We start from the raw sequence: 21,152 nt of genomic DNA, 5'->3' as shown, positions 1-21,152 counted from the left end.
TGTTGTTTTGTCGTGGTGGGCCGAAACCAATGCTCGCGGCTCACCTTATTCGCCAAGAGGAGAAAAGAAAATGAGCAACTCCGTGAAGAAAGTACCCGTTCATACCGAAGCGAAAGCCGCTCCGCGCCCAAAGACAACTGAACTGATGCGCCCCTTCGAAAAGCTTCGGCAACAGGTCGACCATCTGTTCGAAGACTTCAGTCTTGGCTCGGGGTTATCGCTGTTCAACCGTGGACTGTTCGATGTCGCCCCCCTGTGGGACCGGGAATTGATCGGTCAGAGCATGCCTGCGGTAGACATCGTCGAGAAAGATAAAAGCTTCGAAATCACTGCCGAGCTTCCCGGCATGGATCAGAAAGACATTGAGATCAAACTGTCCAATGGCAGCCTGATCATCAAAGGGGAAAAGCAAGAAACGAAGGAAGAAAAAAAGAAAGGCTACCATCTCAGCGAACGTAGCTATGGCTCCTTCGAACGGATGTTCAACCTGCCCAAAGAGGTGGATGCAGAGAAGATCGAAGCCAGTTACAGCAAAGGCGTACTGAGCATCTCGTTGCCGAAAAAGCCTGAAGCCCTGAAGGCTGACAAGGTCGTGCAGATCAAAGGCAACTGAGTCCCGGGCCTGCCCCTTGTCGGGAAACCGACAAGGGGTTTTTTATGGGTACCAGACAACCTCGCCCTTCATCTCCTGAACGTTGTGGTGCTCTTAACGACCAACCAATGCCTTGAGCTCGGCCAGCGAGCGGGTATTGATCACGTTGTGTTTTTCCAGCCAGCCACGGCGTGCCTGAGCGACGCCATAACGCAAGTTGGCGAAATCAGCAGTGCGGTGTGCATCCGAATTGACGCTGATCAGCACCCCCTCATCCTTGGCGTACTGGCACTGCAGGTCGAACAGATCCATGCGTTGCGGTTGCGCGTTGAGTTCCAGGCAGCAACCACGCTGAGCGGCAGCCTTGATGATTGCCGGCAGGTCCAGGTTCAGCGGGTCGCGTTCATTGATCAGGCGACACAGGGGGTGGGCCAGGATGGTGAAGTAGCGATGGTCCATGGCCCTTAGCAGGCGTTGGGTCTGTTGACGCAGCGTCAGGCCGAAATGACTGTGGACGGCGCCCACCACCAGATCCAGACGTCCCAGAATATCGTCGGGTAAATCCAGGTTGCCGTCTTCGAGAATGTCCACCTCGATACCCTTGAGCAACGTCATGCCCTGCAAGCGGCTGTTAAGCGCATCGATTTGGTCGATTTGCTTCAACAATTGCTCGACTCCCAGCCCATGGGCCACCCTGAGGGACTGTGAATGGTCGGTGATCGCCAGGTATTCCAGCCCGGCCTCCCGGGCCGCCAGCGCCATCTCTTCCAGGCTGTTGCCTCCATCCGAAGCGCGGGTATGCGCATGAAGGTCGCCTTTGAGGTCGGTCAACTCAATCAGCCCAGGCAAATGGCCGGCCAATGCCGCAGCGACTTCGCCACGGTCTTCGCGCAGTTCCGGCGTGATCCACGGCAAGCCCAATGCCTGATAGACCGAAACCTCGGTGGTGCTGGCCAGGCGATTTTTGGCCCGGAACACGCCATATTCATTGAGCTTGAGCCCCAGCTTCTGAGCCCTCTGACGAATCGCGATGTTATGAGCCTTGCTACCGGTGAAATACACCAGTGCAGCGCCATACACCGCCGGCTCGACGACACGCACATCCACTTGCATGCCTGAGTTCAGCATGACGCTTGCACGCGTGTGCCCCTTGACCAGTACGGTGGAAATGTCCGGATGGCTGATGAACTGCGTGGTGACATCCACCGAAGGCGCTGCCGCCACCAGAATATCGATGTCGCCGACGGTGTCGCGCATGCGTCGCAGGCTTCCGGCAGTGGTTGCTTGCTCGACTCCCGGCATCTGCTGCAGGTATTCGGTCAGTCTGCGCGCCATCGGCTCAACCAAAGCCAGCGGCAAACGGCGATCCTTTCCGATCCCCTTCTGCGCGGCACTCAACAGCCGCGCTTCCATCCGCTCACCGAAGCCGGGCAAATGGCGAATGCGACCCTGTTGAGCGGCCAGACAGAGTTGCTGCGCAGTTTCGATACCCAGGTCGTGATAAAGGTTTTTGACGCGCCTGGGTCCCAACCCGGCAATGGAAAGCAGCCCGACCAGCCCGGGTGGCAATGTCGAACGCAAGCGTTGGCGTAGCGAGCAATCACCGGTGGTCACGATTTCATTGATCTTGCCGGCAAGATCAACCCCGATCCCGGTCAGTTTGGGTAGCGGCTCGCCACGAGCGAGGGTTTTCGCCACGTCAAAGGTCAGCGCCCTCAGGGTCCGTGCTGCATTGCGGTAAGCCCGGATCCGGAAGGGATTGGCGTCCTCGATGTCCAGCAGGTCAGCGATTTCATCAAAAACTGCAGCGATATGATCGTTGTCGACCACCTGACCGCCGCTGGTCGGGGGCGGCAAGGCCGACGAAGGTGCCTGGAAAGGCGCGACAGCGTGCTTCATGGCATGACTCCCATCGCACAGGCTTCATGAAATCAGCATTACCGATCCAGCCTTCCCGGCATTGATATAGGTCAGACAGCAACCGAACACTCATCGGCCATTTCGTGCGCCGACTATTGATAAAACTCAAATGCTCGACTGCATTCAGGCGTAGGAATGATTGAAGAGGCGGTACAGGCCCGCGACGTCGAATGGATCGAAAACAACCCCGTGCGAGCCCTGCCCTGACAGTCGACGTGATGCCACGCCGCATCGCACGTCGGGCAATCCACCCTTATGGGGATGACGTTCATGAACACACCTTCCCAGAACATGCTGAACCAGCTGTATGGCACGCATACCCACATTGACGAAGCCTCCATCGTCCCGCTCTTGCGCCAATACGCCGAACCCCTGCCGGAACTGAATTCACCGGCCTTTGGCGAAATGTTCGACCGCTTCGCCGATGCGCGCGTGGTGATGATCGGTGAAGCCAGCCATGGCACCAGTGACTTCTATCGGACCCGGGCGGCGATTACCCAACGGCTGATCGAGCAACACGGATTCAATATCGTGGCCGTTGAAGCAGACTGGCCGGACGCGGGCCATGTAGACCGTTATGTCAGAGGGTTGGCGCGCTCGGCGTGGACGCGGCACATTTTCAGCCGGTTCCCGACCTGGATGTGGCGCAACACCGATGTGAGAGCGTTCACCCATTGGCTGCATCAATACAACCACCAACACGCACCTGAACAGCGCGTCGAGTTTCGCGGTCTGGACGTTTACAGTTTGCGCAATTCCATCCATGAGGTGCTGAGCTATCTGGACCGTGTCGACCCGCAACTGGCACACGAAGCACGGCGTCGCTATGGCTGTTTGACCCCGTGGCAGGATGATCCTGCGCTGTACGGCCACTTCGTCGAACGCGACGGCATAATGCCCTGCGAGCATGCGGTGGTCGAACAGCTCAATGCCATGCTGGCCGAGCAACTGGCCGGGGATATCAAGGACGATGAAGCGTTCTTCGATGCGACCCAGAACGCCCGGGTCATCCTGGCGGCGGAACAATATTACCGAGCGATATATCGAGGTTCGACGGCCTCCTGGAACCTGCGTGACAGGCACATGTTCGACACGTTACGTGTGTTGCTCGAACACCGCGGTCCGCAAGCCAAGGCCGTGGTGTGGGCGCACAACTCCCATATCGGCAATGCGGCCGCGACGGAGATGGGCTGGAAAGGTCAGTTCAATATCGGTCAACTGTGCCGCAATGCCTACGGGCGCGATGTGGTTCTGATCGGCATGAGCACCGACCGTGGCCAGGTGGCCGCGGCCGACGACTGGGATCGCGAGATGCTCATCAAGGACATCCGGCCGTCCCGGCCAGACAGTTGGGAGCGCAAGTTCCTCGACGCCGGCGTCCCGGCTTCATTGACCGACTGGCGGGATCCACAGCGAAAAGAGCTGCGCCGGGCCCTGTCCAAACCGCTGCTGGAGCGGGCCATCGGTGTAATTTATCGACCCGCGAGCGAACGCTTCAGCCATTACTTCGAGTCAGTGTTGACCGAACAATTCGACGCCATGGTCTGGATTGAACAGACGCAACCGGTAACCGCGTTGCCCCTGCCAAAAAGCCAGGCGCTGGAACCGGAAGACGAAACCTTTCCATTCGGCATATGACAGGCATCGGACGGTGGTCGTCTGCTTGGGATGACTACCGTCGCAAATACTGCTCGAACCAGTCGCCGGCCAGTCTGGCGACTTCTTCGAGGGTTCCTGCTTCTTCAAAAAGATGTGTTGCGCCCGCCACCACTTCCAGACGCTGTTCGCACTGCAGGGCGCGACTGCTTTGCACATTGAGATTGAGCACCACCGGATCCAGCTCACCGACAATCTGCAAGGTCGGCGCCTTCACGCGGGACAGCGCCTCACCCGCCAGATCGGTCCGCCCTCCCCGGCTCACCACCGCATGCACCACGTCCGCCCGCTCGGCCGCTGCCAACAGTGCCGCCGCAGCACCGGTGCTTGCGCCGAACAATCCGATCGGTAGCGGTTGCAGTTCGGCGTCCCGACCAATCCAGTCGATCACCTTCACCAGTCGGTTGGACAGCAGCGCAATATTGAAACGCAATTCCCGGGTCTGGTTGTCCAGGTATTGCTCTGGCTCCGTGAGCAGATCGAACAGCAACGTGCCCAACCCCCGCTCAGCCAGCGACAGCGCAACCTGTTGATTACGCGGGCTTGAACGACCACTGCCGCTGCCATGAACGAACACCACCAGGCCGCCAGCGTGCACCGGTAGACGCAAGTCGGCAGACAGCTCCACGTTCCCCAGGTCCAGCTTTCGATAGCGAAGCTCAAACATCGGAGTTCTCCTGACCGGAAGCACTCGTGCCGGATTCTCTGCGCCAGGCCCGATGCAAAAGATCGATGACTTCTTCGTCCGAGGTCTGGGAAAAATTCAAATACCAATTGCCGATCGACATCAGCCACTCGGGAGTGAGCGGGCAGATCACCTCATCGACTTCGCTAAACAGCGCCTCTACCGTCTCCGGTGGCGCCACCGGCACGGCGATGACAATACGCGACGGTGCTTGCAGGCGCGCCGCCTGGACCGCCGCCATCATCGAGGCCCCGGTCGCCAGGCCATCGTCGACCAGAATCACCACCTGATCCTTGAGCGCCAAGGGGGCTCGCGAGCCCCGGTACAGGCGCTCGCGACGCAACAGCTCCTGGGTTTCCCGTGCCACCACGTTATCGAGCGTGCGCTGATCGATACGGTTCGCCCGCAGCGTATCGTCATTGACGATCTGGATACCGCCACTGGCAATCGCGCCCATGGCGAACTCCTGATGGAATGGCACCCCGAGCTTGCGGACCAGCATCAGGTCCAGGCGAACCTCCAGGGCCGTGGCAATTTCATAGGCCACCGGCACGCCGCCACGGGGCAAGGCGAGAACGATGACATCGGGTCGATGAGCGTATTTGAGCAGCGGCTCCACCAGCCTTCGACCGGCATCAACCCGGTCACGCAGGAGGGTTTGCGTTGAGGGACTATAAATCACTTGAAAACCTCCCCAGGCGAGCACACCTGTCGGTTCGTATCACACAGCCTTGACCTCTCCACGTCCTTGCGGGATCAAGCATCAGTTTTCATTAAAAATCCTCCGCTGGAGTCTCCTTGTCGTTGATTTTTATCAAGCTCGCGCGCAAGGCCAACCCTGTCCGCGCAAGGGATCGGGCATTTCATTTCGCCGTTGTTGATCAATATCAATCAGGCTGGGGCGCAATGGATTACGTTGCCAATAGTGGACAGCGCCGCCCCGCAGCGGCGCGCTATGGGAGACTGTCATGCCGACCTTGTTTGCGAGCCCGCGATTGCGCTTGTACGACAGCGATGAACTCGATTCGGTGCTGCAGGCAATGGCGCGCCAGGCCGCGGCACTGTTGCCGCCCACTCAAACGGCACTGATTGGCATCCAGCGCCGCGGCGAACCTCTGGCGCAGCGTCTACAACAGCATCTGTCACGTCAGACCGGCCAGCCAGGACTGCCGCTCTACCCCTTGAAGGTCAAGCGCTATGCCGATGACCTCAAAGTGCTGCATGCCCACACCGAACTGACCGAAAACCCGCTGCTGGGCGAGCTGGACCTTGCCAGCACCACCCTGCTCGTTGTCGACGATGTGCTGTTTGAAGGCCATTCGCTCCTGCGTACCTGCGCGTATCTGGCGCAACTCGGTGCTCGTCGGGTCTACACGGCCGTATTGGTCGACCGGCACGTCTGCCAGCAACCGGTCCATGCCGATATCGTCGGCGTGCATCTGCAAGTGGCCGCCACTGACATCGTCGAATGCAACGTGCCCCCTTACGAAAGGGAGTTTTGTATTGAAGTCTGGCGGCATGGCGCCGCGCGATGACGGCGCAACATGCGTAATCGAACAGTGAGTACCGCTTACTGTTTGCTTTTTTCGTCCTGGTCGCCTTCCATCATTCGTGGTCTGAACATGTGCATCGGCATCTGCCAACGGTCATTGCCGTAGAGCCGGTGATGCACCACCGTCCAGAACAGGTCGAAAATGGTTTTCTGCTCAGCATCCAATACCTCGTAGAAAGTTTTGGTGCGCACCAGCGCAGCATCCATGCGCTCCAGATGCGCCTCCATCCACTTGGTTTGTGTGCGCAAACGCTCTATCTCTCTGGCCATTCTTTCGGGGGTCGTTTCATTCATCGGCGCCCTCTTCGTGCTCGCGCTTTCATCACGTTCGGCCTTGGCCTTTTCCTGATGCTGATTGGCGTCCGCCATGACCCCCGTGGCCCATGTGTCCCAGGCAGCCATTTGCTCCGGCTTGAGATTGAGCTTGCCCTTGAGATCGTCCAGGGTCTGTTGCGTGTATTTGACCCAGTCGAAATCCTGAAAATGATGATACATGCCACCACCTTGCGCAGCAGACGTCGGCGGGTTGGCGAAGACGCTGGTAGAGGGCACCAGCAACACGCTTGCTGCCATTAACATGCATTGGCCGATCAGGCTTGATCTGTTCATTTCAGTTCATCTCGATACCGTGGGTTGATTCGAGAATAGGAGTCGGCCTGGGGGTATATCTGATCCACATCAGAAAACAGGCAGACCGCCGGGCAAGTGGATAAACGGTCGAGCTGCCCCGTAAGAGGAGCTGCCAGCAATTGTTATCCACGGTGCTGTCACCCAATCCAGCGGATCACGGGTTCATTCCGGGGCACGGGCGCGGGGGCAGATTTCGGGTGACCCACGATGATCGGAGCCACTGGCGTCCACTCGGTGGGAAGGCCAAGTGCATGCTTTCCTTGCGCAGTACCGAGAAAACCCTGGGCAAAACCGATCCAGCAACTACCCAATCCTTCAGCGTAGGCCGCGAGCATCAGGTTCTCGGCAGCCAGTGCGCAGTCTTCGACAACCCACTGACCCGGCGCGGTTCCCGAAATCAGGATGAGTACCGGCGCGTGGTAGAAGATTTGATAGTGTTCATCATCGAGCAACGTATGGAAGTGCTCGGGCTGGGCCTCGGCGGGTATTGTCGCCAACAGGTGAGCCTTCGCTTCGCGCGAGACCCGATCCAGCAGGCTCTGGTTGCGTATGACGGTAAATGTCCACGGTTGTTGGTTCATCGCGCTGGGCGCCTGCGCAGCGGCACTGATCAAACGACGAATGATGTCTTCATCAACCGCTTCTGTTGTGTACTCCCGTGTCGAGCGACGGCCCAAGATCGCCTTATTGATGTTCATGGGGGGCATACCTCAAAAGAGTGTCATATCCTTTATAAAGTCATCCGCCCACGAGGGCTTGCTGTTGATCTAAATCAAATCAAGGCACAACCGGCCTCCCGTTTTGTCTGACGACTCGCCCCCCTCGGAGCGGACCACATTGCGCGAAATTGATCTGCACCAGATAGACGATGAACGCTCAATACACACTGCAAGCGTCTGGCTCGCGCAGGAGCGCTGACATGTGCGGGAAAATCATGGCGTGTATCGGTGAGAGTGTCGCGTTCCGGCTGCTGATCCGCGTCATGCTGATAGGCGTCTGCGCACTGGCCTGGAGCACGGGCGGCGCCGCACAGAACGTCGAACCACGCGTCACGATCCTCGTTTACCACCGTTTCTCGGACACGGCGGACGACTCGATGACCGTGCGCATGAGCACCTTCGAAACCCAGTTGCGCGTCCTGCGCGAGCACGGTTATCACATTGTGTCGCTACGCGAAGTGGTCGACTGGCTGCGCAATCCCGATGCGACACTAGCGTCGAAGCCGGTGGCGATCACCATCGACGACGGGCATCGTTCGGTCTTCGACAAACTGCTGCCCGTCATCCAGCGCGAACGCTTTCCGGTGACCCTGTTTATCTATCCATCGGCCATCTCCAACGCGTCCTATGCGCTGACCTGGGAGCAGTTGCGAACCCTGAAGCAGACCGGGCTCTTCGACATCCAGTCGCATACGTACTGGCATCCCAATTTCAACGTCGAACGCAGGCACCGCACGCCGGCGGACTTCCAGCAATTCGTCCGTACCCAACTGCAAAAATCACGTCAACGCATCGAGTCGCAAACCGGTGCGCAGCAGGTCGACATGCTCGCGTGGCCGTTCGGTATCTATGACGACGAGTTGATCGCACTCGCCTCCGAAGAGGGTTACGCAGTGGCCTTCACCCTAGACGCGCGCAAGGCTGACCGGCACGCGCGACTGCTCGCCCTGCCGCGCTTTCTGATGAGTGATGCCTACGGCGCACACGCGTTCGCGCAATTGCTCGGTGAACCGGACACTCAGCCGACCGCGGGAAACTCGCGATGACCTTCATCCGCGCATTGAGGCGCTATGCGATCCCGGCACTGCTCGTCGTCACTGCCCTGCTGACCGGGCGAGGCGCACTGGCCGTCACCGGTGTCGTGCTCGACTCGAGCACGCAGAAACCGCTTGCCGACGCGATCATCACGACCTCTGCCGGCGTGATGCGTACCGACGAAAACGGGCGGTTCGAGACGGCCGAGGCGGTCGAGAGTGTCGCCGCCCGCGCCCCAGGGTATTTGCGCACCGAGGCCAAAGTGAGCGACGAAACGCCCGTGACGCTCGCACTGACCCCGTTTCGCCCCAAAGCGGTCTATCTGTCGGTGTTCGGCGTGACCAGTTCGACCCTGCGCAACAACGCTGTCAGCCTTGCTGAAAACACCGAGATCAACGCATTGGTGATCGACGTCAAGGGTGACCGTGGCCTGACGCCCTATCGCAGTGCGGCGCGCGAGGCGATCGGCGCAACGGCCCACTTGACCACACGGGCACCTCAGATGCGCGACTTGCCGGCATTGCTTGCCAAGCTGCGCGCGCAACACCCGTACCTGATCGCGCGCATCGTGGTGTTCAAGGACGATCCATTCGCCAGTGCGCATCCAGAGTGGAGCGTGCACACCGCTGACGGCCAGCCGTGGCGGGATCTCGAAAAACTGCAATGGATGGATCCGTTTTCGCACGAGGTCTGGCAGCACAATCTCGATGTCGCCGAGGAGGCTGCGCAGATGGGTTTCGACGAGATCCAGTTCGACTATGTGCGTTTTCCCGACAAGAGCGGGCTACGCTTTGCCCTCCCCAACAACCGCGCCAACCGGACCGCGGCGATCATCGGCTTTCTGCAGGCCGCACGCGCACGACTCGCCCCCTACAATGTATTTGTCTCCGCGGACATCTTCGGCTACGTCTGCTGGAACCTCGACGATACGGCGATCGGCCAGCAAATCGAACTGCTGGGCGCGGAGCTCGACTACATTTCGCCAATGTTGTACCCGTCCGGCTTCACATGGGGGCTGCCGGGCTTTACCAACCCGACAGCCGACCCCGGCCAGATTGTCAGGCGTACCCTGACGGAGGCGATAAAACGCACCCACCTGCCGGGCGTGCGCTTTCGTCCCTGGTTGCAGGCCTTTCGTGACTATGCCTTCGATCGTCGCCCGTTTGACGCGGCCGCGATCAGTGCGCAGGTTCACGCCGCCGACGCAGCCGGCACCGATGGATGGATGTTATGGAACCCACGCAATCACTACGAGGCCGCCGATTTGCCACAGCGCTGAAGCGCTGGGCGATGCTGCTTGGCCTGGCGATGGCGGCGCACATTGCATGCGCCGCCGATCTCGATGCGACGACGCGCCTGCAAGCCGCACAGATCGTCGAGGGCCAGATCGCCGCCGGACGCGTTCCGGGAGCTGTTGTCCTGATCGGTGACGCCACAAAGGTGTTCTATCGTCAGGCCTTTGGACAACGCACGACGACGCCCCCCCGCGAGCCGATGACGCTGGACACCGAGTTCGATCTGGCATCGCTGACCAAAGTCATCGCGACGACCACGGCCATCCTGCAACTGGCCGAAACGGGCCGCATCAACCTGGACGCCCCCGTTGCCCGGTATTGGCCGGCCTTTGGGGCGCAGGACAAAGAGGCAGTGAAGGTGCGTGACCTGCTTGCACACACGTCCGGGCTGCGCCCAGATTTGCCTGGGCGGCCACCCGGTGCGGGCCGCAAAGGTGTGTTGAACGCCATCACGGCGCAGCGGCTGCGCAACGCGCCGGGTGCCCAAGTCATTTACAGTGACCTGAATTTCGTGGTGCTCGGCGAGCTGGTCGAACGCATCACCCACAGCTCGCTCGACGCCTATTGCCAGGCTCACATCTTCGGGCCGCTGGGCATGCGCGACACGGTTTTTCTGCCGGATACCCTGCGAACGATACGTAGCGCACCGACACTCGCCACCAAGGCCGGCACGCTCCGGGGGCACGTACACGATCCGACGGCGCAATGGATGGGCGGTGTCTCCGGCAACGCCGGGCTGTTTTCCACGGCGGACGACCTTGCGCGTTTCGCGCAGATGGTGCTGAACCAGGGGCGCGCCGGCAACCGACAGATCCTGCGGCCGGCGAGTATCTCCGCCCTGGCGAGCGCCGTTTCACCGCTCGACAGCGTGCCGTGGCGCGGCCTCGGCTGGGAACTGGCCGCACCGTTCGTATCGAACCATGATCGTCTGCCGCCGATTGGCGTCATCGGCCATACCGGATACACCGGCACGGGGCTGTGGATCGATCTGGTGACCCGCCAATTCATCGTCATTCTGAGCAACCGGGTGTATCCCGATGACCGCGGTGACGCTCGCCCGCTTCGTGCGCAATTGCTTGCACTGATGGCCAGTCGCGGGGCACCTGCAAGCGGCGCGCAAATCGGCCGGTTGCTGCCCTCAGCGGTGCCGGCACTGCGGGCCGCCGATCGCCTGCCCACCTCGACGGGCCCGGTGCAGACAGGCATTGACGTGCTTGAGGCACAGCAATTTGCCCCGCTCGCCGGCCTGCGCGTGGGCTTGATCACCAATCGCAGCGGATTCGACGCCAAAGGCCGACGCACCGTCGACGTCCTCGCCCACGCGCCAGGTGTCAGGCTGGCGGCATTGTTCTCACCGGAGCATGGGCTGAACATCGACGTGGACGAACGAGTCGGCGACACCCGCGACCCGGCGACGGGCCTCACCGTGCACAGTCTCTACGGCGCAACCCAGCGCTTCCCGGCCGGTTCGCTCAAAGGGCTGGATGCGCTGATCTTCGATATTCAGGACGCCGGCGTGCGCTTCTTCACCTATGAGACGACACTCGGCTACGCACTCGAAGCCGCTGCGGCGCAAGGCATTGCGCTGTTCGTGCTGGACCGGCCCGACCCGCTCGGCGCACAACGTTTCGGCGGCCCGGTGATGGACAGTCGCCGTGAATCGTTTACCGGCTATTTCCCTGCACCGCTGCAGCCCGGCATGACCGTCGGCGAGCTGGCGCGTCTATTCAATCGCAACAAGCACATTGGTGCGGATCTGCGCGTTGTGCCGATGCTGGGATACCAGCGCGCGATGACCTTTGCCGACACCGGGTTGGGATGGGTGCCGCTCTCACCGAACCTGCGCACGCTCTCCCAGCTGGACCTGTACCCGGATATCGGTTTACTCGAAGGCGCAAATCTGAGTGTGGGGCGTGGCACGCCGCATCCGTTCGAGTGGGTCGGCGCGCCGTGGATCGACGCGACCCGGCTCGCAAACGCACTGAATGCGTTTGACGTCGGCGCGCATTTCGAGCCGGTCGACTTCGTCCCCACCGAATCAAACTGGCACGGTCGGCTCTGTCATGGTGTGAGCATCACCCGCCTCTCAACGCCTGCGCAACGCCCTGTAGCCAGCCTGGGGCTGACCCTGCTCGCCACCTTGCACACGCTCTATCCCCACATACTCGACCTGGCGGCGACCCGTGATTCAATCGGCTCGCAAAGCGTGTGGCAGGCGATTCGCGATGGCGCGACACCTGACGCGGCGCAAGCGCTCGACGCGGTGCCGCTTGCGCGCTTCGCGCGGCTACGGCAGGAGACTTTGTTGTATTGATGGGCAGCGTCATTGGTTGCCTATCGATGGCTGTCCAGCCTATTGGGTTTTGTCGGGCCGTCCCTAGACCGCCAGGACGCTGCATGGCACCTGATACAGAATATGTTCGGTCGTGCTGCCCACCAGTTTGTTCAATCCATGGGACTGGACTCTGCCCATCACGATCACGTCCACCTGATTTTCCTCGGCAAACTCACTCAGCGCCGAGACCGGGTGCCCCAGAATGAAATGCCGGCGGTCAGAGGCCACACCGTACCGACCGGCCAGCGCCAGGAATGATTTCTCCAGTTCCCTGCGCAACTGCTTGGTCAGCTGCGACAGAGTCAGGCCGCCGCCGCCCATATCGCCCAGATAGTCTGTCGTGTCGCAGGCATACAGCAGGTGCAACTCGGCATTGCACTGCAGCGCAAGGCCATTGGCCTGCTGGATGATCCGGTCATTCAACTCTTTGTCGGCATCGGTACCCGAAGCGTCAACGGCGGCCACGATCTTGTGCGGCAAGGTATGGCCACTGCCGCCAATCAGATAGACCGGCACTGGACAGTGGCGCAGCAAGTGCCAATCCAGCGGAGTGAAGAACGCGCGCTTGAGCGCCGATTCATGCTGAACCTCCTTGATCAACAGGTCGGGCTGCATTTCCGTGACGTGATCCAGAATGTCCTGCTGCAGGTCATCGGCCCAGGCCACTTCTGCCGTCACCTCGATCCCCAGGCCACGGATATTTTTTGCCTGATACTTCAACCAGTCGCGGTGGTCCTGCAGGTAGGTTTCCCGCGCCGTTTCCCGCACGCCCTCTTCAAGCAGCGACAGAATATCCAACGACTTTATCAAGGCAGCGATATGCAAACGTGCCCCGCTGGCCTTGGCCAGGGCCGCCGCATGTTGTATCGCAGGAGACTGGCGCAGGGCCGGGTTGATGATCAATAACAACCGTTGATACTGGCTCATGATCTGACTCCAGGCAGGTGGACTTCAACGCGCCATTGCCTGTTGCGAGGGCGCGGTCGTTGCGCCCTCGCTGGACCAGGCACCAGCGTCACCCCAGACTCCTCCGTTGGAATCGCTTTGGCGTTGATATAAATCAAATACCTTCGCCGGGCAGGCTACCGGCAGCAGCCCTCCATCATGGGTCGCTCTTGTTCATGGTTTTCAACCATTCCTGGTGGGCTTGACGGTATTTGTCATCCGCCAGTTTTTTCGCTGCAGAAAATCGCTGTATCGTCTGGGTCGAAACAGGCTCGCTCAACAACGCATAGGCTTGCTTGCTCAGTCGGTCGGCTTCGGAAAAGAGCTCCGCGCAACGATTGATTGATTCAGAACAGGCGGCGGATTTTGTCGTTGAATCATTGGCGATCATGGTCGTACTCCTCGATCCCGACCTCCTGTCATTTCTTCAAGTTTTGTAGCGTCGAGTACACCTTCCCCGGTTCTACTCGTCACGCGTCCAGTCGATGTTCACCCCGAACTCATCATCGCTGTACTGATAATCGGCGTGCCCTTTGAAGGCCGCTTTCAGTGCATGACCCAGGCGGTTCGCGAGATGGATGCCTGTGGTGGTCACAACCAGCGCCCCCTCCGAATCGGTCAGGCTGACGATGCGCTCCAGGGCATGCTCCGCTTTTTCCTTTTTCTCGGTGTTTTCGATCAGGTTGATGATTTCGTTTCGATGCGCGGGCAAGAAGCTGCCCGATAGCGTGAGCGTACCCGCCGGCTTGTTGTCATTGGTACGCTGACAGGCTGGGCAGGTCACTGATTGCGCATCATGAACCACCGTGTTTTCAGGAACTTTCCAGGTCCAGTTACCTGCCTGGTAAGCGGCCCCACACTGCGGGCAGACGGCAGAGCCTTCGATTTTCGGCAAGCAATAAGGATCATGGGCCGGTGTTTTGAACAGCTGGTTTTTCTGACTCTGCTGAAACTTGTCCATGGTCTTTCCTCGCAAATGAGTTGGCTGAAAATCCCACGCGAACCGTGTTTTAAAATCGCCCCCCTTCCAGTCAGGTCCACTGAAAACACGGTGGATTTGAAGATTTCATTTGGGCCCGGTTTGCTAAGGCGCAGGTTGATATTTGTCAATTCGGGCCAACAACCGACGGTCGATCATCCGAACGGTACGTACTGCGATTGCACACCTGCCTGTGTGACTTTGTTGATAAAAATCAACGCTGCACGTGCCATTTCATAGAAGCTGAAACAATGCAGAACTCTTCAGGAGAACAACCTGATGGCTCACACTAAAATCCTGTTTCGTGCTGGCGCTCGCGAGAAAATCCTCAGCGGAGCCACACAATTGGCGGACGCTGTCCGGGTGACCTTGGGACCGAAATCGAAATCGGTGTTGATTCAGAATAAATGGGGCAATCCGACGGTCTGCAACGATGGCGTGACAATTGCCAAACGGATCGACCTGCTGGACCCCGAGGAGAATCTGGGTGCGCAGATGTTGCGTCAGGCGGCGGAACGCACCGGCGAGGCCGTGGGGGACGGGACCAGCACATCGACGGTCCTGGCCCATGCAATGCTGGCCGACGGCATCCGCAACGTCGTCGCGGGCGCCAGTGCGATCGACCTCAAGCGCGGTATGGACCGGGGGCTTTCTCTGGTCATGCAATCACTGCTGGCACAATCGCGCCCGGTCAGCACACCCAAGGAAAAAGCCCAGGTGGCCACGCTTTCGGCCCATAACGACGCGGTCATCGGTCAGCTGGTGGCCGACGCTCTGGAAAAGGTCGGCATTGAAGGCGTGGTCAGTGTCGAAGAGTCCAAGACCACCGAAACAGTGGTCGAGGTCATGGAAGGGATGCGCCTGGATCGTGGATATGTCTCGCCCTACTTCGTGACCGATACCGAGAAGATGCAGGCCGAACTCGACGATGCCTACCTGCTGCTCTGTGACCATAAGATCGGCGTGCTCAAAGACCTGCTGCCATTGCTGGAACTGATTGCCAAAAGTGGCCAGCCACTGGTCCTGATCGCCGACGACATAGAGGGTGAAGCGTTGACCACGTTGGTGGTCAACCAGATTCGGGGGGTATTGCGCGCGGTGGCGATCAAGGCGCCAGGCTTCGGTGATCGACGCAAGGAAATGCTTCAGGACATTGCCGTTCTGACCGGCGCAACCCTGATCTCCAATGAGTTGGGGATCAGCCTCGAACAGGTGGAATTGAGCCAGTTGGGCCGGGCTCATCGCGTCGTGGTGCAAAAAGACAGCACCGCGCTGATTGGCGGCGCAGGTACACGCGAGGCTATCGAGGCGCGCCTGCAACAGATCCGCGTGCAAATGGACAACACCACCAGCGATTACGACCGGGAAAAACTGCAGGAACGCCTGGCCAGGCTGTCTGGCGGCGTGGCGGTGATCCGCGTCGGCGCGCCTTCCGAAGCGGAAATGAAATCGCGCAAGGATGCACTCGACGATGCGATTTCCGCGACCCGGGCAGCAATCGCCGAAGGCATTGTTCCAGGTGGCGGCCTGGCGCTGCTCAAGGCGGTGCCGATGATCGCAGCCGAGGAAGCCAGCCATGAGGGCGATGTCAAAACCGGCCTGCAGATTCTGCGTCGGGCTCTGGAAGCACCGGCCCGGTTCATCGCTGAAAACTCGGCGGTGGATGCCGGCGTGGTCATTGCCCGCATGCTCGCCGAACCGGGCAACGTGGGCTTCGATGCGGCAGCCAATTGTTATGTGGACATGTACGAAGCCGGCATCATCGACCCGACCAAGGTGGTGCGTATTGCCCTGGAAAATGCCGTGTCGGTTGCCAGTGTCCTGCTGCTCACCGAGGCGACCATGACGGATATTCCAGAAAAGGAATCGCCTGCCCAGCCACCGTTTCCTGAATGACCGGCACGAGGTGAGGTGATCTGTGCACATCATCCGGCGCCCTGCGCGAGGGAGAAGCTGAAGCAGGCTATCTTTATAGTAAACGGGATGGCCGCTGGCTTACCGATATGCGTTCACACTCTGAGCCAAGGCCATGAAAAAGAACGACCGGTGGAACCTGTCCTACTTCGCGATCGCTTTTATCGTCATGGGCCTCATGCAGGTCTTCTTTGTCGAGCGCCAGGCCGTGCAGCCCCTGCCCTACAGCCAGTTCATGCAATTGTTGAACGAGCAAAAAGTCAGTGACTTGCAGATCGACAAGGACCGGATCAGCGGCAAATTGGTGGAACCCATCGACGGACGCGACCGGTTCTCCACGGTGCGGGTCGATCCGTCGCTGGCGACCGAACTCTCCCAATCGGGCGTCGGCTTTACCGGGGTCAATGAAAACACCTTTATGAACAGCCTGTTGGGCTGGTTGTTGCCGTTCATAATGATCATGGTGTTCTGGCATTTCCTGTTTCGCGGGATGGCGGACAAACAAGGCCTTGGCGGGTTGATGAATGTCGGCAAGTCGCGGGCCAGGATCTTTGTCGAACGCGACACCGGAGTGACCTTCGCCGATGTCGCGGGCATCGACGAAGCCAAAGCCGAACTGGTGGAAATCGTCTCGTTCCTCAAGGACAAGGCCCGATACGCACGCCTGGGCGCGCACATTCCCAAGGGCACCTTGCTGGTCGGCCCGCCAGGCACCGGCAAGACCCTGGTGGCCAAAGCCATCGCCGGTGAAGCCGGTGTGCCGTTTTTCTCGATTTCGGGGTCCGAATTTGTCGAAATGTTCGTCGGGGTCGGTGCGGCCCGCGTCCGCGACCTGTTCGAACAGGCCCGCCAGGCCTCACCCTGCATCATCTTCATTGATGAACTCGATGCTCTGGGCAAGATGCGTGGCGTCGGCGTATTAGGCGGCAATGACGAAAAAGAACAGACCCTCAACCAGTTACTGGCCGAACTGGACGGCTTCGATCCGCGTGAGGGCGTGGTATTGCTGGCTGCGACCAACCGGCCGGAGGTCCTTGATCCGGCGCTGTTGCGCGCAGGGCGCTTCGACCGGCAGATTCTGATCGACCGTCCCGATCGCAAAGGGCGGCAGTCGATTCTTAAGGTTCATCTGAAGAAAATCACCGTGGAACCAGGCCTCGATAGCGCACGTATCGCCGAAATCACCACTGGTTTCACCGGCGCCGACCTGGCCAACCTGGTGAACGAAGCGGCCATCGTCGCCACCCGTCGCGGCGCCGAGGCGGTCAGCCTGAACGACTTCACCGCCGCAGTGGAACGCCTTATCGCGGGGCTTGAACGCAAGAGCAGCCTGCTCGATGCCGACGAGCGCCGGGTGGTGGCCTATCACGAGATGGGGCATGCCCTGGCCGCGAGCAGCCTGCCGGCCATGGACCCGGTGCATAAAGTCTCGATCGTGCCCCGGGCCATCGGCTCGCTGGGCTATACCTTGCAGCGACCGACCGAGGATCACTTCCTGATCAGTTGCCAGACACTCAAGGACCGGATTGTCGTGCTGATGGCCGGACGCGCCGCCGAGGACCTTGTCTACGGCCAGATCTCCACCGGGGCCGCCGACGATCTGGGCCGCGCGACCGATATCGCCCGGCAACTGATCACCCGCTTCGGCATGAGCCCCGAACTCGGGCAGTCGGTGCTGGAAAAGCAAACCCCAACGTACCTGGGAGATCGCATGGCCACGATGGGCGAAAAGGATTATTCGGAACAGACAGCCCGGGAAATCGACCTGGGTATTCGCGCCCTGCTCGATGAAGCCTACCAACGGGCCAAGGCGCTGCTTCAGAGTCGTCGGGCCGACCTGGACGAGGGCGCCCGCCTGTTACTGGAAAAGGAAACCCTCACGCCCGAGGAGTTCCCGGCGCTGATGCCATTCAAGCCCACCCCGGCATTACCAGCCCCGTGACGCTGCGAACAATCGCCCGCAGACGGCGCCCTGCCCCCATCGCTGAAGGCCCATCATGTTCGCAGTCACGCTAATCAACACGTTGGTGGTGGTCATCACGGTGGTGATCCACTACGAATGCCTGCTGCGCCTGAACGATTGGCTGCCCAGGCTCAAACTCTGGAGCCGCTTTCGGATCGTCGTCGGGGTATTCGGCGCGATGGTGGCCCATGCGTTAGAAGTCTGGTGTTTCGCGCTGGTCTATTACCTGCTGATCCGCTCCGGTGAATGGGGCAGCCTGAGCGGCAATTTCGATGGTTCGTTCATGGACTGCGTGTACTTTTCCTTCACCACGTTCACGACTATCGGTTTCGGCGATATTTCACCCATGGGTAACCTCAAGTACCTGACCGGGTTGGAGGCACTGACCGGGCTGGTGTTGATTTCCTGGACCGCTTCGTTCCTGTTTCTCGAGATGCAGAAGTACTGGAAGAGCAAGTAACGCCCGGAGCCGTCCATCAGCCCTGATTGCCCGGCGCAGGCGTCCATTGCCACTCCATCACTTCGGGCATGTCCTGCCCGTGTTCGATGAGGTAAAGCTTGTGTTTCTCCATCGTCGCCCAATAGCGCGCCCGGGCGGTCTGGAGTTGATCGTGCAGCCTGGGCACGCGCTCGATGACATCCAGGGCCAACTGATACCGATCCAGATTATTGAGCACTGCCATGTCGAACGGTGTGGTGGTCGCCCCCTCGTCCTTGAAGCCGCGAACATGGAAGTTTTCATGATTGGTGCGCTTGTACAGCAGCCGGTGGATCAGCGCGGGGTAGCCGTGGAAAGCAAAGATCACCGGCCGGTCGACGGTAAACAATTCATCGAAGGCGCTGTCGGGCAAACCGTGGGGATGGTGGTACGACGGCTGCAGGACCATCAGGTCGACGACATTGACCACCCGCACCCGCAGATCCGGCACGTATTCGCGCAGCAAAGTGACCGCCGCCAGGGTTTCCAGGGTCGGAACGTCGCCGGCACAGGCCATCACCACGTCGGGATCGCTGTCATCGCGGCAGGCCCAGTCCCAGCGTCCGATACCGGCCTGGCAATGACGAATGGCGGCATCGATGTCCAGCCACTGCCACTCCGGTTGCTTGCCGGCCACGATCACGTTGATGTAGTTGCGGCTCCTGAGGCAGTGATCGGCCACTGACAGCAGGCAATTGCCATCGGGCGGCAGGTAGATCCGGACCACGTCCGCCGTTTTGTTCGCCACCAGATCGATGAACCCCGGGTCCTGATGGGAGAAGCCGTTGTGGTCCTGGCGCCAGACATGGGAGGTGAGCACATAGTTGAGCGAGGCCACGGGTTTGCGCCACGGCACTTCGGCGGCGGTTTTCAGCCATTTGGCATGCTGGTTGAACATCGAGTCGACGATGTGGATGAACGCCTCGTAACAGGAAAACACCCCATGCCGGCCGGTCAGCAAATAACCTTCGAGCCAGCCTTCGCACACCTGTTCGCTCAGAATCTCCATCACCCGGCCATCGGCCGACAGATTGACGTCATCAGGCCCCAGCGGCTCCATCCACGCCTTGGCACTGACTTCATACACCGCATCCAGCCGGTTCGAGGCGGTTTCGTCCGGGCCGAACAGGCGAAAATTGCTCGACGTCAGATTGCATTTCATCACGTCGCGCAAAAACCGGCCCAGCACCCGAGTGGCCTCTGCCCGCAAGCCACCGGGCGCCTCGACGTTCACCGCATACTGGGTGAACCGTGGCAGATCCAGCGCGCGCAACAGCAGCCCACCGTTGGCGTGGGGGTTGGCGCTCATTCGCCGATGGCCGGTCGGCGCCAACGCCGCGATCTCGGGCAACAGGGTGCCATTGGCGTCAAACAATTCGTCAGGGCGGTAACTGCGGAGCCATTCCTCCAGTTGCCGCAGATGCTGCGGCTGCTGAAAGTCGGCCAAGGGCACTTGATGCGCCCGCCATGTGCCTTCGACCCGCTGGCCATCGACGAAAGTCGGCCCCGTCCAGCCCTTGGGCGTGCGCAAGATCAGCATCGGCCACAGGGGCCGCTCCAGCGTCCGGGACGACGATCGTTGACGCGCGCCCCGCTGAATGTCGCGAATCTCCTGCACGATGGTGTCCAGCGTTCTGGCCAGGGTTTGATGAACCTCGGCCGGGTCATCGCCTTCGACGAAATATGGGTCGTAGCCATAGCCGTACATCAACGCCGACAACTCCTCCTCGCTGATGCTGGAGAGCACCGTCGGGTTGGCGATTTTGTATCCGTTCAAATGCAGAATCGGCAACACCGCCCCGTCACGCGCCGGGTTGAGAAACTTGTTGGAATGCCAACTGGCCGCCAACGCCCCGGTTTCCGCCTCGCCGTCGCCAATCACACACGCCACGATCAGGTCCGGGTTGTCGAACGCGGCACCGTAGGCATGGGCCAGGCTGTAGCCCAGCTCGCCGCCTTCATGGATCGATCCCGGAATCTGCGCCGACACATGGCTGGAAATGCCATACGGCCAGGAAAACTGCCGAAACAGTCGGGCCAGGCCATTGGTATTGCGCCCCACCGACGGGTAGAGCTCGGTGTACGTGCCTTCCAGGTAGGTCTGGGCCACGATGGCCGGCCCGCCATGCCCGGGGCCGGCGATGAAGATCATGTTCAGGTCGTGGGCCGTGATCAGGCGATTGAGGTGCGTATAGATCAGGTTCAACCCCGGCGTCGTGCCCCAGTGCCCCAGTAACCGTGGCTTTACATCCGCCAGCGTCAGCGGCACCGCCAGCAGCGGATTGTCCTTGAGGTAGATCTGCCCGACCGCCAGGTAATTGGACGCCCGCCAGTAGGCATCCAGCCCTTCCAGTTGCTCGGCACTCAGAAAATCGCTCATGACGTCCTCCGCCAGGGCTTCGGTTTAAACCGCAAGATATGCGTCGATTCTGGGTGTCTGCACGGCCCAAGACT

Annotated in this window: 18 protein-coding genes; 9 read left to right on the top strand and 9 right to left on the bottom strand. The window is 60.3% G+C overall.

The features are described from left to right. The first annotated feature begins 70 nt into the window (after nucleotides 1-70). Nucleotides 71-613: an Hsp20/alpha crystallin family protein gene (locus FFH90_RS10965; protein WP_138867159.1), complete on the top strand. Its 543-nt coding sequence runs from the start codon at nucleotides 71-73 to the stop codon at nucleotides 611-613. A gap of 93 nt (nucleotides 614-706) precedes the next feature. Here the strand turns inward: FFH90_RS10965 and polX are convergent, their stop codons facing one another. Further along, nucleotides 707-2,491 (bottom strand): DNA polymerase/3'-5' exonuclease PolX, encoded by a 1,785-nt coding sequence (gene polX / locus FFH90_RS10960; protein WP_138867158.1) that lies wholly within the window; start codon nucleotides 2,489-2,491, stop codon nucleotides 707-709. 291 nt (nucleotides 2,492-2,782) lie between these two features. On the opposite strand from polX, the gene FFH90_RS10955 reads away from it, so the two are divergent. Then, nucleotides 2,783-4,150, top strand: coding sequence for an erythromycin esterase family protein (locus tag FFH90_RS10955; RefSeq protein ID WP_111453742.1), 1,368 nt, complete (start codon nucleotides 2,783-2,785; stop codon nucleotides 4,148-4,150). A gap of 34 nt (nucleotides 4,151-4,184) precedes the next feature. Here the strand turns inward: FFH90_RS10955 and FFH90_RS10950 are convergent, their stop codons facing one another. Both FFH90_RS10950 and FFH90_RS10945 read right to left on the bottom strand, forming a co-directional pair. Further along, nucleotides 4,185-4,835 (bottom strand): dienelactone hydrolase family protein, encoded by a 651-nt coding sequence (locus FFH90_RS10950; protein ID WP_138867157.1) that lies wholly within the window; start codon nucleotides 4,833-4,835, stop codon nucleotides 4,185-4,187. Beyond that, nucleotides 4,828-5,532 carry a phosphoribosyltransferase gene (locus tag FFH90_RS10945; protein ID WP_138867676.1) on the bottom strand — a complete coding sequence of 235 codons (705 nt, stop codon included), beginning with the start codon at nucleotides 5,530-5,532 and terminating at the stop codon, nucleotides 4,828-4,830. Before FFH90_RS10945 ends, FFH90_RS10950 begins: the two co-directional genes overlap by 8 nt. A 289-nt stretch (nucleotides 5,533-5,821) precedes the next feature. Between FFH90_RS10945 and FFH90_RS10940 the strand changes: the two genes are divergently transcribed. After that, nucleotides 5,822-6,388 (top strand): phosphoribosyltransferase family protein, encoded by a 567-nt coding sequence (locus tag FFH90_RS10940; protein WP_138867156.1) that lies wholly within the window; start codon nucleotides 5,822-5,824, stop codon nucleotides 6,386-6,388. Between the two features lie 35 nt (nucleotides 6,389-6,423). Here the strand turns inward: FFH90_RS10940 and FFH90_RS10935 are convergent, their stop codons facing one another. Both FFH90_RS10935 and FFH90_RS10930 read right to left on the bottom strand, forming a co-directional pair. After that, nucleotides 6,424-7,014: a Spy/CpxP family protein refolding chaperone gene (locus FFH90_RS10935; RefSeq protein WP_178114248.1), complete on the bottom strand. Its 591-nt coding sequence runs from the start codon at nucleotides 7,012-7,014 to the stop codon at nucleotides 6,424-6,426. 158 nt (nucleotides 7,015-7,172) lie between these two features. After that, nucleotides 7,173-7,733 (bottom strand): nitroreductase, encoded by a 561-nt coding sequence (locus FFH90_RS10930; RefSeq protein WP_138867155.1) that lies wholly within the window; start codon nucleotides 7,731-7,733, stop codon nucleotides 7,173-7,175. 236 nt (nucleotides 7,734-7,969) lie between these two features. Between FFH90_RS10930 and FFH90_RS10925 the strand changes: the two genes are divergently transcribed. Genes FFH90_RS10925 through FFH90_RS10915 form a run of 3 tightly spaced genes read left to right on the top strand, consistent with a single transcriptional unit; the run spans nucleotide 7,970 to nucleotide 12,398 of the window. Further along, entirely contained in the window at nucleotides 7,970-8,800 is an 831-nt protein-coding gene (locus tag FFH90_RS10925) for a polysaccharide deacetylase family protein (protein WP_256663688.1), read from the top strand. After that, nucleotides 8,797-10,068, top strand: a complete 1,272-nt coding sequence (locus tag FFH90_RS10920; protein WP_138867154.1) for a putative glycoside hydrolase — start codon at nucleotides 8,797-8,799, stop codon at nucleotides 10,066-10,068. The genes FFH90_RS10925 and FFH90_RS10920 overlap by 4 nt, the downstream gene beginning before the upstream one ends. Next, nucleotides 10,020-12,398 (top strand): exo-beta-N-acetylmuramidase NamZ domain-containing protein, encoded by a 2,379-nt coding sequence (locus FFH90_RS10915; protein ID WP_230138996.1) that lies wholly within the window; start codon nucleotides 10,020-10,022, stop codon nucleotides 12,396-12,398. The genes FFH90_RS10920 and FFH90_RS10915 overlap by 49 nt, the downstream gene beginning before the upstream one ends. Before the next feature lie 63 nt (nucleotides 12,399-12,461). Here the strand turns inward: FFH90_RS10915 and FFH90_RS10910 are convergent, their stop codons facing one another. From FFH90_RS10910 to FFH90_RS10900, 3 genes are all read right to left on the bottom strand, one after another. After that, nucleotides 12,462-13,346 carry a universal stress protein gene (locus FFH90_RS10910; RefSeq protein ID WP_111453733.1) on the bottom strand — a complete coding sequence of 295 codons (885 nt, stop codon included), beginning with the start codon at nucleotides 13,344-13,346 and terminating at the stop codon, nucleotides 12,462-12,464. Between the two features lie 175 nt (nucleotides 13,347-13,521). Continuing rightward, a complete protein-coding gene (locus FFH90_RS10905; RefSeq protein ID WP_018928206.1) occupies nucleotides 13,522-13,755 on the bottom strand; it encodes a hypothetical protein in 234 nt (77 codons plus the stop codon). 72 nt (nucleotides 13,756-13,827) lie between these two features. Next, nucleotides 13,828-14,325 carry a BCAM0308 family protein gene (locus FFH90_RS10900; protein WP_138867153.1) on the bottom strand — a complete coding sequence of 166 codons (498 nt, stop codon included), beginning with the start codon at nucleotides 14,323-14,325 and terminating at the stop codon, nucleotides 13,828-13,830. A 297-nt stretch (nucleotides 14,326-14,622) separates the two neighbouring features. Here FFH90_RS10900 and groL point away from each other — a divergent pair, with 297 nt between their 5' ends. The 3 genes from groL (at nucleotide 14,623) to FFH90_RS10885 (ending at nucleotide 18,680) form a co-directional block, all read left to right on the top strand. Further along, a complete protein-coding gene (gene groL / locus FFH90_RS10895) occupies nucleotides 14,623-16,239 on the top strand; it encodes a chaperonin GroEL (protein ID WP_138867152.1) in 1,617 nt (538 codons plus the stop codon). Nucleotides 16,240-16,372: 133 nt separating this feature from the next. After that, nucleotides 16,373-18,199 (top strand): ATP-dependent zinc metalloprotease FtsH, encoded by a 1,827-nt coding sequence (ftsH, locus tag FFH90_RS10890; RefSeq protein WP_138867151.1) that lies wholly within the window; start codon nucleotides 16,373-16,375, stop codon nucleotides 18,197-18,199. A gap of 55 nt (nucleotides 18,200-18,254) precedes the next feature. After that, on the top strand, nucleotides 18,255-18,680 hold the full coding sequence (locus FFH90_RS10885; RefSeq protein ID WP_138867150.1) for a potassium channel family protein: 426 nt from the start codon (nucleotides 18,255-18,257) through the stop codon (nucleotides 18,678-18,680). A 16-nt stretch (nucleotides 18,681-18,696) separates the two neighbouring features. On the opposite strand, the gene FFH90_RS10880 is transcribed toward FFH90_RS10885, so the two are convergent. Then, on the bottom strand, nucleotides 18,697-21,078 hold the full coding sequence (locus FFH90_RS10880; protein ID WP_138867149.1) for a phosphoketolase: 2,382 nt from the start codon (nucleotides 21,076-21,078) through the stop codon (nucleotides 18,697-18,699). Nucleotides 21,079-21,152 lie beyond the last annotated feature (74 nt).

It is taken from the genome of Pseudomonas sp. ATCC 43928, from assembly GCF_005938665.2.
Classification (GTDB): Bacteria; Pseudomonadota; Gammaproteobacteria; order Pseudomonadales; family Pseudomonadaceae; genus Aquipseudomonas.
Note: the sequence above shows the minus strand (reverse complement) of the source record. Positions and strands in the feature narration are given on the sequence as shown.